Raw genomic sequence first — 14,292 nt, forward strand, 5'->3', positions numbered from 1 at the left:
TCGCACGCCTGCCGCCGGGGCGATGACCGGCCGCGCGGGGCCCGGCTGCGACCGAGCGTCGCGCCGTCGACGCCCGGCGCTATACTTCCGCGCAGGTAACGGGCATCCATGCAGGGGAGATTCAAAATGCGTCTCGACGACGAACAGGAAAGTCAGAACGTAGAAGACCGCCGGGGCAGTGGCGGCGGCTTCGGAGGTCGCGCGACCATCGGGATCGGCACGATCGTGGTGGCGCTGGCGGCCTCGTACTTCTTCGGCATCGACCCGCGCGTGATCATCGAAGGCTCGCAGATGATTCAGGGGCAGACGCAGTCGCAGCCCCAGCGGGCACCGGGCAATGGCACACCCGCCGCCCCCGCCAACGATCCCAAGATTGTCTTCACGCGCAAGGTGCTGGGCAACATCGAGCACACATGGGCGAGCGTTTTCCCCGCGCAGTTGAACCGTCAGTACGTGGCGCCCAAGCTGGTGGTGTTCTCCGGGGCGACGGCTACGGCGTGCGGGACGGGGCAAACGGCCATGGGGCCGTTTTACTGTCCGGGCGACCAGAAGGTCTATATCGATCTCGAGTTTTACGACGAATTGCAGCGCAAGTTCGGTGCGGGTGGCGACTTCGCGCAGGCTTACGTGATTGCGCACGAGGTGGGCCATCACGTGCAGAACCTGCTGGGCATTTCCGAGCAGTTCGACGCGGCGCGCCGGCGGGTGAGCGAAGCGCAGGCCAATGCGCTGTCGGTGCGGCTGGAGTTGCAGGCGGACTGCTTTGCCGGCGTCTGGGCCAACAATGCGGCCAAGGCGAACCAGCAGTTGTTCGAGCCGGGTGACATTGAACAGGGGCTCAAGGCGGCGGCGGCCATTGGCGACGACCGGTTGCAGCAGCAATCGCAGGGGCGCGTGGTGCCGGAGTCGTTCACGCACGGCACGAGTGCGCAGCGGGTGTATTGGCTGCGTCAGGGGTTGCAGTCGGGCGATGTGCGCAAGTGCGACACGTTCTCGGCCAAGCAACTAAGCTGAGCGCCTGCGGCCCCCGGGGCCCCGGGGGTGGCGGAGCGGGTGTTTCGGGCACGAACGGGTACAATAGCGGACTTTCCGCGACGCAATACCGGATTTCACAGGATTTAGCATGAGCCTCAAATGCGGCATCGTCGGCTTGCCCAACGTCGGCAAATCGACCCTTTTCAATGCGCTGACCAAGGCGGGCATCGCTGCCGAGAACTACCCGTTCTGTACGATCGAGCCGAACGTCGGCGTGGTCGAGGTGCCGGACCCGCGACTGGGCAAGCTGGCCGAGATCGTCAAGCCCGAGCGGATCATGCCGGCAACGGTCGAATTCGTGGACATCGCCGGTCTGGTGGCGGGCGCGTCCAAGGGTGAAGGGCTGGGCAACCAGTTCCTCGCGAACATTCGCGAGACGGACGCGATCACGCACGTCGTGCGTTGCTTCGAGGATGAGAACGTCATCCACGTGGCCGGCAAGGTCAACCCGATCTCCGACATCGAAGTGATCAACACCGAACTCGCGCTGGCCGATCTGGCCACCGTCGAGAAGTCGTTGCAGCGTTACACGAAGGCGGCCAAGTCGGGCAACGACAAGGAAGCGGCCAAGCTGGTGGCGGTACTCGAGAAGATTGCGCCGGTGCTCAACGAGGCACGTCCGGTGCGCTCGCTCAAGCTGTCAGAAGACGAACAGGCGTTGATCAAGCCGTTCTGCCTGATCACGGCCAAGCCGACGATGTATGTGGCGAACGTGAAGGACGACGGTTTCGAGAACAACCCGCATCTGGATGCGGTGCGCAAGTACGCTGAAGCGGAAAATGCGCCGGTCGTGGCGGTGTGCGCGGCGATCGAAGCGGAAATCGGCGATATGGAAGATGCCGACAAGGCCGAGTTTTTGGCCGACATGGGCATGGACGAGCCGGGTCTGGACCGCGTGATTCGTGCGGGCTTCAAGCTGCTGGGCTTGCAGACGTACTTCACGGCCGGCGTGAAGGAAGTGCGCGCGTGGACGATCCACGTGGGCGACACGGCCCCGCAAGCGGCTGGCGTGATCCACACCGACTTCGAGCGCGGCTTCATCCGCGCACAGACGATCGCGTTCGACGACTACATCCAGTTCAAGGGCGAGCAAGGCGCGAAAGAAGCCGGCAAGATGCGCGCCGAAGGCAAGGAGTACGTCGTGCACGACGGCGACGTGATGAATTTCTTGTTTAACGTTTAACGTCTGACAGACTGATTGTCGTGGCGCTCCCGTGCAAACGGGTCGCCACAAACAAAAACACCCCGGATCACAGCGGTACGCCGCTGATCCGGGGTGTTTTTGTTTGGTCGAGTGAAAGCGAGTGAGTCGGCTAACTTGAGAGTAAGCGATCTTCGAGAACCGACTGCATATCGCGCCGACCGTCAGCGACGACGTAGATCACGATTTGTTTGCCGAAGATCCGATAAATGACGCGATAGGGTTTGAAGGCAACTTGACGGAACTCCTTGATACCGAGCGACACCAGCTCTCTGGGATAACTACCGCGTTCAGGCCATTGAGCGAGGCTCTCTACAACGCTCAGCAACTGATCGAGAACTCGCTCTGCATTCTTCGGACAATCGAACTCGGCAATGTAGTCGTAAATCGCTTCGAGGTCACTTTCTGCACCGGCAGTCATGGTCACTTTGTACTTGACCCTCCCTCCCGTCATTCCGCGGCGCTCCGCTTTTTTCGAATACGCGCCACGACATCGGCGACTGATGCAACGTTGCCCGCCTCCACATCTCGATTCCCAAGCGCCAGCAGTTTGAGAAGTGCGAGCGTTTCCTGCGTCGCTTCATACGAAGCCACATCCACCAGTACGGCTTTGGCTTCGCCATTCTGCGTGATAATCATCGGCACGCGTTGTTTCGCGAGCGTCGCCAGGACTTCCGCGGCGTTCGCCTTCAGATAGCTGATAGGCTTGACTTGCGTTGAGTAGCGCATTTCCATAGTTCCAAATCCCAGTGAGACTGAATATAGTCCTTTTAAGGTCCACCCTCAATGACATCGGTCGAGAGGAGGTACTTAAGGGAGTATGGAAGCGCTTCGCTGACATCTCGTTCGATAGGCTGCGACGATCAGGATGTGTTCCTCGTCTCTCTTCCCTCGGCAATGGTTCTCCGAGCACAAACCATCACAAGCAGATGTGACACTTATCAGACAGCACTCAATCGGCAGCTCATCAAGCTCGGGCAACCACGGTCACCATATCCTCGTAATCCCCCTCTTCCGACGTCCCCGCCCCGGTCACAACAAAACCGTGACGCAAGTAGAACGCCTTCGCCCGCGAGTTCTTCACCAGACATTTGAGTCGATATACGCGCGACTGCCAGCCCGGGAGCGCTTTCAACAACGCCGCCCCCACACCTGCGCCTTGCGAGGCCTCACGCACGTAGAGCATGTGAATGAAGTTATCCGCTGGCCAGACGGAGATGAATCCGAGGATCTCGTCGTTGACAGCTCTCGCTACTTGAATCGTCTCGCCCGCGGCATCCGACGCGAAGTCTTCATACCGGAACCGGTCGGGCGTCAGCCACGTCATCGTCTGCCGTCTGACGTCGAGATACAGCTGCGCAAGCACAGGCAAATCCGTCGGTCTCGCCGCTTCAATGACAAAGGCGCGGCCGTTCGTGTCGACGTAGCTCACGCGTCCCAACCCTCTCGAATGATTTGCGCGATCCGCTCGCCGGTTTCGCGGTTATGCGCCTGCACTAATGCCACCGCCCCTGCATCGTCACCAGCCGCACAAAGACGCAGTAACTCCCGATGTTCGTCGTGCGAGCGCTGCGCGTTCCCCTGCGTGCGCCACGCCAGAAACAAATACCGGCCGAGGTTTAGCCGCGCCGTCGCCACTGCTCGCTGAAAGTAAGGGCGCTCCGCCTTCGCGTACAGCATCGCGTGAAACGCCGCGTTGCGTGCCACCACATCCGCAAGATCCGACGCCGCTTCCAACGCATCCAACGACGCCTCGGCCCGCGCCAGATCGGCGCGCGACAAGTTCGGCATCGCCAACGCCATCAACCGCCCCTCCAGCAACGCCCGGTAGTCGGCCAACTCCAGCGCGTCGCGCTCAGTGAGCGACGCCACCACCGTGCCGCGATTCACGCGACTGAGCGCCAACCCGTCAGCCGCCAGCATCGTCAGCGCTTCACGCACCGGCACATGGCTCACGCCCAGCGCCGCCGCCAGATGGTCCTGCCGCAGCGCTTCGCCCGGCTTCAATTCGCCTCGGCCAATCTGCTCGCGCAACGCTTCATAGGCCCGCTCCGTCGCGGTCCCAGCTTGCGACTCCGATCCCGCTTCCGATCCGGCATCTTTCGCCATTCGTCGACTCTCCCGGCAAATTATATATAATCACGCAAAATTATATATTATCTGGAGTCGCCATGTCACAAACCAGCCCGACACCTGCTGCTGGCAGCACGGTCGCCCCCATCCCCGGCGACGCCTTCGCGCCCGGGCGACGCTGGCGGCATGGCTTGCTTGTGGGACTCAGCGCCCTCGTTGGCTTCGCGCTGTACTCGGCAGGGTTGCGTGGCGACACACTCTCGGTGGCCGTCATCGTGACGCTTTGCCTCGGCTACTGGGCCACCGGCTGGCTGCCCGACTTCCTCGTGTCGCTGCTGTTGATGTTCCTGCTGGTTGCCGGAACATCGCTCGGCGCAGGCGTGGTCTTCTCGGGCTTCACGTCCGGTGCCTTCTGGCTGGTGTTCAGCGGCGCCGTCATCGGCATGGCGCTCGCCGTCACCGGACTCGGCGAACGCGTGGCACGCCGCCTCGCCGCCCATTGCGGACACGCTTACGGGCTCGCCCTCACCGGGTTCGTCGCCATCGCCTTCGTGCTGTCGCTGGTCATGCCCTCCACGCTGGGACGCATCGCCATTCTGGTGCCGATCGTGCTGAGCTTTTGCGACCGCGTCGGCTTCGTCGCCGGTCGCCCCGGGCGCACCGGGCTGCTTCTCGCCACCGCGCTCGCCAGTTGCGAACTATCGACAGCCATCCTGCCCGCCAATCTGCCAAATCTGGTGATGGCGGGCAGCGCGGAAACGGTGCTGGGCATCCGCCTCGGTTATGCCGAATACGCCAGCGCACTCGTCCCCGCGCTGGCCGTCGTGCGCGGCGCGCTGCTGGTCGTCGTTGCCATGTGGATGTTTCCGGATCATCTCGTCGCAGCAGACCTCGCGTCGTCATCCCCCTCGCCCGCAACCGCATCGATGAGCGCCGCCGAACGCCGCCTGCTCGGCGCGCTGACGCTGATGTTGGGGCTCTGGTTCACTGAACCGTGGCACCACGTCTCCGCCGGTTGGGTCGGGCTCGGCGTGGCGCTGCTTTGCCTCGGCCCACTACGCCTCGTGAATCCGGAAGCGTTTCTCAAACAGGTGAAACTCGCGCCGCTGTGGTTTGTGGCCGCGATCATCGGACTGACAGCGGCCGTCGATCACGCAGGTCTGGCCGATGCGTTGCGTCCCGCGCTCTCGCGCCTCGACCTTGCTCAAATGTCGGCAACGTCCGCCTATCTCGTGCTGGTCCTACTCTCTGTCGTGCTGATGTTTGCCGTCACTTCGAACGCCGCGCCCGCATTGTTCACCCCCTTAGTCCCCGCCTTCGCACAGGGCGCGCCGCTCAGCATGAAAGCCGTGTTGCTCACGCAGGCCGTCGGTATCTCGACGATCGTGCTGCCGTATCAGGCCCCGCCGCTGATTCTGGCCATGGCCCTCGCCGGTATCGGGCTGCGCGACGCCACCCGGTTTTGCGTCGCCACCGCCCTGCTGTCGCTCGTCACGGTGCTGCCCACCAATGCGTTTTGGTGGCACGTCATCGGCCTGATGTGACGCGCCGTGACGTTTTGCGTTGCCATCCGAATCAACACTTCAAACGCCGGTTTGCCACAGTCACCCGATAGACGTGATCCTTTCGGAGACCGTCTCGTCTAATATCAAAGCGTGGCCCTGCCATCTCGGGAATGCCCTGCTTGAGCTTGGCGTGCCCGCGCAGTGACAATCGTTACAACAACAACTCGCAACACCAAAACAGCAGCGCAATCGAGCATCGCAGTCTTCATGCAGCCAGGGGGGTGTTGGCATGACATCGAAGCCGTCCGCAGTGGTTGACGTAGCAGCGCCCTCGCGCCGGCACTGGAGCGATGATCGCGATCGCATTCGCCTGTATGCCGCCGCCGGCCTGCTTTGCGTGCTCGGCGTGATCGGTATCTGGTGCTATCAGCATTTCATTCAACAAAACCCCAAGGTCGGCCCGTTCGGTCTCGACTTCCTGCCGTTCTGGGGCGCGTCGCATCTCGTGCTGCAAGGGCATCCGCTCGATGCCTACAACATCGAGATCATGAACGGCGTACAACTCGCAGAAGAACCGTGGACAGCCAAGATGGGCGGCTACATGCCGTGGCTCTATCCGCCCGTGATGATGGTGTTTCTCGCCCCCGTCGCGCTGCTGCCTTTCACTTTCGCTTACACGGCCTATGCCTGCGTCGGCTTCGGCTTTTTCTACACGGCGCTGCGGCGTACCGCGCCGTGGCAGGACGCGCGCTTGCCCATCATCGGCTTCCCCGGGGTGTTGCTCGTCGTGGTCGCCGGACAGATCGGCCTCTACACCACGGCCATCGCCGGCTTCTCACTGGTGTTCCTGCGCAAACGCCCCGTGTGGGCAGGTATCTTCGCGGGCCTGCTCTTCATCAAACCGCACATCGCACTGCTCTTTCCGCTGGCATTCCTTTGCGCCCGCCAATGGCGTGCCCTTGCCGCCTGTATCGCCACGGTCGCCGTCACCACATTGCTGGCCGCAGCGGTCTTCGGCATCGACGTCTACGCGGCCTTCCTTCATGCCAACGAGTACGCACGCCAAGGCGTCGCCAACGGCACGGCGCAGGTTGCACGTATTCCCACGTTCTTCATCACCGGACGCATGCTCGGCCTGCCGGTCGTCGTCGCACTCGCGATTCACGCCGTGATTGCGCTCGGTGCCGTGGCGGCGATGATCGACTTCTGGCGGCGCCCCACGGCTTTCGCGCTGCGTGCGGCCATGCTCATTTGTGCGACCACACTCGTGAGTCCGTATCTCTACGACTACGATCTCGCCCTGCTCTCGCTGGTGATCGCGTGGTACGTGCGTGATGGCATTGCACGCGGCTGGCTGCGTGGCGAGCGCGAATGGCTTGTGCTGCTGTGGATCACACCGCTACTGGGCCTGTTCGGCGTACTGTTCATTCACTTTCAGTTCATGCCGTTCATCACGCTGGCGACACTCGGCCTGCTCTGGCGCCGTCGCCGCAAGCTTGCGCACGTTCCCGATCTGCCCGATGCGTTCGATCGGCGAATCGATGCCGCCGACCGCCGTGCCCCCGGCATGGCCCACGTGTTCACGAGGTGACCCGATGCCACGCGCTGCCGACACCCGCCACACACCCGACGCCACCCGCGCACCGCTCGTCTCGCTCGTGGTGCCCTGCCACAACGAAGCCCCGGCGCTCGACGCCTTCTTCCGGGCCGTTGTCCCCATCCTCGACGGCGTGACCGGCGTTCGCTTCGAAATCGTCTGCGTGAACGACGGCAGCACCGACGACACACTCAACGCTTTGCTCGCGTTCCGCCGTCGCGACGCCCGCATTCGCGTGGTGGACTTCACGCGCAACTTCGGCAAGGAAGCCGCACTCAGCGCCGGTATCGACGAAGCCATCGGCGACGCCGTAATCCCTATCGACGCCGACCTGCAAGACCCGCCGGCCCTCATACCCGTGATGATCGAGCGCTGGCGCAACGGCGCCGAAGTCGTGCTCGCCAAGCGCACCAACCGCGCGAGCGACAGCTTCGCCAAACGCGTCGCCGCCGGGTTGTACTACCGCGTACACAACCGGCTCTCCGAAGTGAAGTTGCCCGAGAACGTCGGCGACTTCCGGCTGATCGACCGGCGCGTGGTGACGGCGCTCAAGCAGTTGCCCGAGCGCCGCCGCTTCATGAAGGGTCTCTTCGCGTGGGTCGGCTTTCATACGGAAATCGTGGAGTACGTGCGCGAACCGCGCAGCGCCGGTGAGTCGAAATTCTCCGGCTGGCGGCTGTGGAATTTTGCGTTGGAAGGCATCACCAGCTTCAGCACCGTGCCGCTGCGCTGCTGGACTTACATCGGCGTATCGCTGGCGTTCGTCTCGTTCGCCTATGGCTGCTTTATCGCGCTGCGCACGCTCATCCACGGCATCGATGTGCCCGGCTATGCGTCGCTGCTCGTCGGCATCCTGTTCCTCGGTGGTATCCAGCTAGTGGGGATTGGGGTGATCGGCGAATACGTCGGACGGATCTATTACGAATCGAAGGGACGCCCGCTCTATCTCGTGCGCCGGCGCTATCAGGCGAGCGGCAAGGTCAGCCATCTGCCGGCTCGCGTGGGCGGGCGCACACCGCGCCATCTGCACGAAAGCCTCGCGCTCACGCGTCGCGATACGTCCAGAGCCGATGCAACAAAAACGTCGCGGGCGGCACGATCAGCACGACAGCGATGATGCCCAGCCAGTGATTGCCACCCAAGCGCTCGACGCCTCCGGCAATCATCGTCGTGAGCCACAGCCCGAATAGCGACACCCCCACGAAGCGCAGCAGACTCGTGCGATGTAGCCGCGCGGAAAAACTCCAGAGCGTATTGAGCAGATAGGAACACGGTGTCGCCACGCAAAACGCCGTCGCGTTCGCCAGCACCGGTCCCACGCCGAACCCATCGATAAGTGTGATCGCCACGATCACATGCACCGCCGTCGAGATCACCCCCGTCACACCAAATCGCCATAGCGGCACGAACAACGTACGCACATGACGCGACGCACGCCAGCGTTGCAGACGCGAAGCCGGTGGCGGTGACGATGGCGGACGGGGTTCGTGCATCAGCGGCGTTGTGCGTAAAGGCGCGGGCAAGTAAGAGAATTCGGAAGCGCAAGGTGTAAGAAAAACACCGGCGGCCGATCGAGTATAGGGATTTCTTCCACCTCGCGGAATATGGGTTGCAAGTCGCCGGGATCTGCATAGGATTGCTGGGTACTTCGCAAGAACAATACCCCCAAAGAAGACAGGAGGAAGACAATGCAACGCCCCAATGCCACATACGCCATCCACGCCATCGGCGCACTGACCTGTGCCTTCGCCACGTGGAGCGCGTCTGTGCACGCCGCCGACACTGCCCCCTCGGCCGCACCCCCCGCATCCGAAACACTCACGGTCGCCGGTCTCTCGCAGCCGGCCGATATCCTGATCGATCGCAACGGCGTGCCGCACATCTTCGCGGCGAACGAGCGCGACGGCTTCTTCGTGCAAGGCTTCAATGCCGCGCGCGACCGCCTGTTCCAGATCGACCTCTGGCGACGCCGGGGTCTCGGCGAGTTGTCGGAAGTCTTTGGCCGCGCCTACGTCGCGCAGGATGATGCCGCCCGCCGCTTCGTCTATCGCGGCGACATGGCAACCGAATGGCGCCGCTACGGCCCCGATGCCAAGCCGGCCGCCGAAGCCTTCGCCGCCGGCGTGAACGCCTATATCGAATGGCTCGCCGCGCACCCCGACCAGATGCCGTACGAATTCCGCACGGTCGGGTATTGGCCAGCGAAATGGACCGCCGAAGACATCGTGCGCATTCGCAGCCACGGCCTCACCCGCAACCTCAAGAGCGAAGTCGCGCGCGCCAAGGTCGTGTGCAAAGCCTCGCTCGACGCCGACAGTGTGCGCGTCGGCTTGCAACCGGCATGGAAGACACAAGTGCCCGCCGGTCTCGATCCGTGCCTGCCCGACGATCTGCTCAAGGTCTTCGATCTCGCCACGCAAGGCGTGAAGATCACCAAGGAATCACTGCAACGCGCCGACGCCGACATCATTCAGGTGGCCGAAGCCGGCCCGTACGACGTATCGACCGAATCGGCGGAAGGCAGCAACAACTGGGTCATCTCGCCGCAGAAGTCGGCCACCGGCCGCGCCATCATGGCCAACGACCCGCACCGCGCCTACGCCGCGCCGAGCCTGCGCTACATCGTGCAGGTGAGCACGCCCACGCTCAATCTGATCGGCGCCGGCGAGCCGGCCATTCCGGGCGTGGCGATCGGTCATAACGGCACCATCGCGTTCGGCCTCACGATCTTCAACATCGATCAGGAAGACCTGTACGTCTACGAGCTGAACCCGGCCAACCCGGACCAGTACCGCTATCGCGGCAAGTGGGTGTCGATGCGCACCGCCCACGAGACGATCAACGTGCGCGACGGCGCGCCCGTCGAGACCGATCTCAAGTTCACCCGCCACGGCCCGGTGATCTATGTCGACAAGGACAAACACCGCGCGTACGCCGTGCGCACGGCATGGCTTGAGCCGGGCATGTCGCCGTACTTCGACGCCATGCGCTACATGCGCGCGAAGAACTACGCGCAGTTCCAGAAGGCACTCGACACGTGGGGCGCGCCTACGGTCAATCAGGTCTATGCGGATACGGCGGGCAATATCGGCTGGGTGCCGAGCGGCATGGCACCGATTCGTCCGAACTGGGACGGTCTGATGCCCGTGCCCGGCGACGGCCGCTATGAGTGGGCCGGCTTCTGGCGGCGCGATCAGTTGCCCTCTGCCTACAACCCCGCGACCGGCTACTTCACCACGTCCAACGAGATGAACATGCCGGCCGGGTATCCGTACGATCAGCGCAAGCTCGGCTTCGAATGGACCAACGGCTCGCGTCATGCGCGCATCGACGAGGTGCTGAAGGCGAAGGACAAGGTGTCGATCGAAGATTCCGAGCGCTTGCAGAACGACATCGTGTCGATTCCGGCCCGCCGTTTGATGGCGCTCCTCGCGCCGCTCTCCAGCGACGATCCGCAAACGGCTGCCGCGCTCAAACTGCTCAAGGGCTGGGACGCCCACATGGGAGCCGACTCGGCACAGGCCGCGCTGGAAGAGGTCTGGTTCAGCCGTCATCTGGGCCGCGCCTACAAGAACGCGGTGCTGCCGAAGGCCGCTGCGGACAGCTTCGGCGCGCCCGACCCGGCACCGATGCTCGACGCGCTTGAGCAACCCGCCGCCCGCTTTGGCGAGAACGCCAACGCCAAGCGCGACGCTGTGCTGCTCAGCAGCCTTGGCGAAGCATGGGGCGAGATGGTCAAGCTGCAAGGCGCCGACCCGAGTGCGTGGCAGTGGGGCAAGCTTCAGACCAACCTGAATGCGCACCCGCTCGCCGACGCCGTCGACCCCGCCATGCGCGCGAAGCTCAACGTCGGTCCGTTGCCCAAGGGCGGCAGTACCTTTACGCCGAACCAGTCGACGTATCGCGTGAGCGACTTCCGCCAGACCAACGGACCGTCGTTCCGGATCGTGGTCGACGTGGGCAACTGGGACAACACGCGCGCGATGAACCTGCCCGGCGAATCGGGCAATCCGGACAGCCCGCACTATCGAGACCTTGCGCAGAAGTGGCTCGACGGCGAGTACTTCAAGCTGCCGTACACCCGTGCCGCGGTCGAAGCGGAGACGGAGTCACGCCTGCATCTGGTGCCGGAAGCATCGCGTTGATGTGACGTGATGGATCAGGCAGGTTGAATAGAAAACGGCCGGTCGGGGTTGCCCCCGTACCGGCCGTTTTCATTGGCGCGCCTGCATGCCAATCACGATCTGGCAATCTGACGATCAATGCCCGCCGGGCACAAACTCCGGCTTGTCGCGCTTCACGCCACGCGCGCTGTCGACGGCGTTGGTCGGCACGAGCAGCAGCAGAATGACCACGCCCACCGAAATCGCGAGAATCGACAGGAACGTCAGGTGCAGCGAGTGTTGCAACACCGCGCGAATCGCCTGATCGGCCACGGTCGCCACGCCGCGATCTTCCAGCACGTGACGCAACTGGTCGGAGCTGACAGTGCCCAGACCGCTCGAATGCGTCAGCCCGTAGTTGAGCACTGCACCGAACAACATCGCGCCCAGCGTGCTGCCCAGATTCCGCGAGAAGATGTTCGACGCCGTGGCACTGCCGCGCTGCGACGGCGCGACAAGCTCCTGAATCAGCACCAGCGCGCTCACGCTGCCGGTACCCATCGAGAAGCCCATCAGCAACGAGCCGAACCCTGCCAGCACCGGCGAACTGTTCGGGCCGAGCAACGCAAACACGATGCCACCCATCGGCATCAGCAGGCTGCCCAGCACCAGCACGCGGCGCAGGCCAAATCGGGTGAACGTCTTGGCGGCGAGCGTGGCCCCGATCGGCCAGCCCACCATGATCATCGTGAGCGCCATACCCGCGACCACCGGCGTTTGCTTGAGCACGCCCTGCGCGTACATCGGCAGGAACGTCGTCAGCCCCATGAGCACCATGCCCGAAAGCATCGTCGCCGCATTGGCCGCCGCAATCGGACGGCGGCTCCACAGCGCGAACGAGATCATCGGATCCTTCGCGCGGCGCTCCTGCCACACGAACAGCATCGAGGCGATGGCGCATACCAGCACGCCCGACCACACATGCGTATCGGTGAAGGCATTCGCATCGGTGAGCGCAATCATCAGCGCCGCCACGGCGATGGTGAAGAACACGGCCCCGAGGAAGTCGATGCTCGGTTTCTGGCGCGGGGCCTCTTCGTGCAGATAGGCGATGAAGCCCGCCGCGGCCAGCAAGCCGATGGGGATGTTGATCCAGAAGATCCACGCCCACGACAGGTCACGGATGATGATGCCGCCGAGCATCGGTCCGAGCACGGCCGAAATGGCCCACACGCTCGCCAGATAGCCCTGCACCTTGCCGCGTTCGCTGATCGGGTAGTAGTCGGCAATGATGGTCAGACTCACCGGCTGGATGCACGCCGCGCCCACGCCCTGCAACAGGCGGAAGACGATCATCGCGGGCATCGACCACGCGAGCCCGCCGCCGAGCGAGGCAATCAGGAAGATCACGATGCCCGCGAGCACCACCGGCTTGCGCCCGTAGAGATCGGCGAGCTTGCCGAACACCACGGTCATGGCGGTCTGCGTGAGCAGGAACGCGGAGAAGACCCAGCTGTACAGATTCAAGCCGCCGAGCTGGGCGACGATTTGCGGCATGGCGGTGGAAATGATCGTGGCTTCGATGGCGACCATGGAGGTCGCAGCCATGACGGATGCCACGATGAAAGGCCGCACGGAATTGCGGTTAGCAGTCATTGTTTTTTTGAAGTGGGGGCGACGCGTTTGAGACGGCGGAAGACGGGGATCGAACGTGGCGGGGGTACCGCGCGCGTAGTCAAGACGACTCGGGCCAGAGGATGGCGACAAGCATAGCCGAACACCGACAAACGCGTATGACGTGCGCGGGCGACCGCCCTCGCTTCCCGGAAAGCCTTATGCCACGGGGCTTACGGGCTGAGAAAACCCTGACCGGAAGCGGGTTTTGGAAGGTTTGGCGCAGTCAAAGCCTCGCCATGAGCGATCAACGCTCGATTTTTCCGCGATCACACGCCGGTGGTGTTGCTTTTGCCGCGAAACCACCCGGTCGCGATGCGGCCTATCGTCGCACCAGCCGCAACAGCGCGAGCAGCACAATCGCACCGATGGTGGCCGTGATGATGCGCCCGAAGGTGCCGTGCCCGATGGCGATGCCCAGATGCTGAAGCAGCCAGGCGCCGATGAACGCGCCGATCACCCCGACGACGATGTCGCCGATCAGCCCGAAGCTGCCGCCGACGACCAGTCCGGCAAGCCAGCCGGCCACCAGCCCGACCAGCAGGAGAATGAGAATGCTCATGATCGCTCTCCGGGCGCGGACGTCAGGCGGTACCGCGGCTGCGCTTGATGGCGCCGTAAATCACCAGCAGGACGATCGCGCCAATGATCGAGGCGATCCAGCCGGCCGATTGGCCTTCGGTATAGAGATGGAGGAACTGTCCGACATACCGGGCGAGCAGCGCGCCGGCAATGCCGAGGATGATGGTCATGATAATGCCCATGCTGTCCCGGCCGGGATGCAAGGCGCGTGCGATGAGACCGACGATCAGACCGACGACGATGGTGCCGATAATGCCCATGACGTGTCTCCAAGGACGGGAACCCGAACGCAGTATATCGCCTATTTCCGGCATGTCGACGGTCGCGTCATCGGCGCCACAACGGCATTTATTGCTCAATATTTCATCACTGCGTCCCGAAATCCGGCCCAAGATGCCCCCACGCTGCACCTCGCCTATGTTCGGTATAAGGGATCGCTATTTGTCAAAAGGGCGTCACTGCGCGATGATGGCAAGCACTGTCCCGGTGCGTCGCGCGTGGGTTGGCCTGAAACGGGCATCG

Annotated in this window: 14 protein-coding genes; 6 read left to right on the forward strand and 8 right to left on the reverse strand. The window is 63.4% G+C overall.

Features of this window, described 5'->3' with window-relative positions:
- Positions 1 to 126 precede the first annotated feature (126 nt).
- The gene (ypfJ, locus tag CDV46_RS09365) at positions 127 to 1,014 is read left to right on the forward strand and encodes a KPN_02809 family neutral zinc metallopeptidase (RefSeq protein WP_087722398.1); all 888 of its coding nucleotides are present in this window, start codon (positions 127 to 129) and stop codon (positions 1,012 to 1,014) included.
- 109 nt (positions 1,015 to 1,123) lie between these two features.
- Positions 1,124 to 2,218 carry a redox-regulated ATPase YchF gene (gene ychF, locus CDV46_RS09370; RefSeq protein ID WP_058376235.1) on the forward strand — a complete coding sequence of 365 codons (1,095 nt, stop codon included), beginning with the start codon at positions 1,124 to 1,126 and terminating at the stop codon, positions 2,216 to 2,218.
- A 130-nt stretch (positions 2,219 to 2,348) separates the two neighbouring features.
- On the opposite strand, the gene CDV46_RS09375 is transcribed toward ychF, so the two are convergent.
- From CDV46_RS09375 to CDV46_RS09390, 4 genes are all read right to left on the reverse strand, one after another.
- The gene (locus CDV46_RS09375) at positions 2,349 to 2,657 is read right to left on the reverse strand and encodes a type II toxin-antitoxin system RelE/ParE family toxin (RefSeq protein WP_249277347.1); all 309 of its coding nucleotides are present in this window, start codon (positions 2,655 to 2,657) and stop codon (positions 2,349 to 2,351) included.
- Between the two features lie 29 nt (positions 2,658 to 2,686).
- Positions 2,687 to 2,965, reverse strand: coding sequence for a type II toxin-antitoxin system Phd/YefM family antitoxin (locus CDV46_RS09380; RefSeq protein WP_087722428.1), 279 nt, complete (start codon positions 2,963 to 2,965; stop codon positions 2,687 to 2,689).
- Positions 2,966 to 3,203: 238 nt separating this feature from the next.
- Positions 3,204 to 3,668, reverse strand: coding sequence for a GNAT family N-acetyltransferase (locus CDV46_RS09385; protein ID WP_254915984.1), 465 nt, complete (start codon positions 3,666 to 3,668; stop codon positions 3,204 to 3,206).
- Positions 3,665 to 4,345: a GntR family transcriptional regulator gene (locus CDV46_RS09390; RefSeq protein WP_087722399.1), complete on the reverse strand. Its 681-nt coding sequence runs from the start codon at positions 4,343 to 4,345 to the stop codon at positions 3,665 to 3,667. The genes CDV46_RS09385 and CDV46_RS09390 overlap by 4 nt, the downstream gene beginning before the upstream one ends.
- Before the next feature lie 62 nt (positions 4,346 to 4,407).
- On the opposite strand from CDV46_RS09390, the gene CDV46_RS09395 reads away from it, so the two are divergent.
- The 3 genes from CDV46_RS09395 to CDV46_RS09405 all read left to right on the forward strand — a co-directional run bounded on the left by CDV46_RS09395 (position 4,408) and on the right by CDV46_RS09405 (position 8,528).
- The gene (locus CDV46_RS09395) at positions 4,408 to 5,853 is read left to right on the forward strand and encodes an SLC13 family permease (RefSeq protein WP_087722400.1); all 1,446 of its coding nucleotides are present in this window, start codon (positions 4,408 to 4,410) and stop codon (positions 5,851 to 5,853) included.
- Between the two features lie 250 nt (positions 5,854 to 6,103).
- Entirely contained in the window at positions 6,104 to 7,405 is a 1,302-nt protein-coding gene (locus CDV46_RS09400; RefSeq protein WP_087722401.1) for a glycosyltransferase family 87 protein, read from the forward strand.
- 4 nt (positions 7,406 to 7,409) lie between these two features.
- Positions 7,410 to 8,528: a glycosyltransferase family 2 protein gene (locus CDV46_RS09405; protein ID WP_087722402.1), complete on the forward strand. Its 1,119-nt coding sequence runs from the start codon at positions 7,410 to 7,412 to the stop codon at positions 8,526 to 8,528.
- Here CDV46_RS09405 and CDV46_RS09410 read toward each other — a convergent pair.
- Positions 8,455 to 8,904, reverse strand: a complete 450-nt coding sequence (locus CDV46_RS09410) for a GtrA family protein (protein ID WP_087722403.1) — start codon at positions 8,902 to 8,904, stop codon at positions 8,455 to 8,457. The two genes, CDV46_RS09405 and CDV46_RS09410, sit on opposite strands and share 74 nt — an antisense overlap.
- A gap of 195 nt (positions 8,905 to 9,099) precedes the next feature.
- Here CDV46_RS09410 and CDV46_RS09415 point away from each other — a divergent pair, with 195 nt between their 5' ends.
- On the forward strand, positions 9,100 to 11,556 hold the full coding sequence (locus CDV46_RS09415) for a penicillin acylase family protein (RefSeq protein WP_087722404.1): 2,457 nt from the start codon (positions 9,100 to 9,102) through the stop codon (positions 11,554 to 11,556).
- 114 nt (positions 11,557 to 11,670) lie between these two features.
- Here the strand turns inward: CDV46_RS09415 and CDV46_RS09420 are convergent, their stop codons facing one another.
- From CDV46_RS09420 to CDV46_RS09430, 3 genes are all read right to left on the reverse strand, one after another.
- Positions 11,671 to 13,170: an MDR family MFS transporter gene (locus CDV46_RS09420; RefSeq protein ID WP_087686213.1), complete on the reverse strand. Its 1,500-nt coding sequence runs from the start codon at positions 13,168 to 13,170 to the stop codon at positions 11,671 to 11,673.
- A 340-nt stretch (positions 13,171 to 13,510) separates the two neighbouring features.
- A complete protein-coding gene (locus CDV46_RS09425; protein ID WP_087686214.1) occupies positions 13,511 to 13,750 on the reverse strand; it encodes a GlsB/YeaQ/YmgE family stress response membrane protein in 240 nt (79 codons plus the stop codon).
- A gap of 22 nt (positions 13,751 to 13,772) precedes the next feature.
- Complete coding sequence (locus CDV46_RS09430) at positions 13,773 to 14,030, reverse strand: GlsB/YeaQ/YmgE family stress response membrane protein (protein ID WP_058376243.1); 258 nt, start codon at positions 14,028 to 14,030, stop codon at positions 13,773 to 13,775.
- Positions 14,031 to 14,292 lie beyond the last annotated feature (262 nt).

It is taken from the genome of Pandoraea sp. PE-S2T-3, from assembly GCF_002179965.1.
Classification (GTDB): domain Bacteria; phylum Pseudomonadota; class Gammaproteobacteria; order Burkholderiales; family Burkholderiaceae; genus Pandoraea.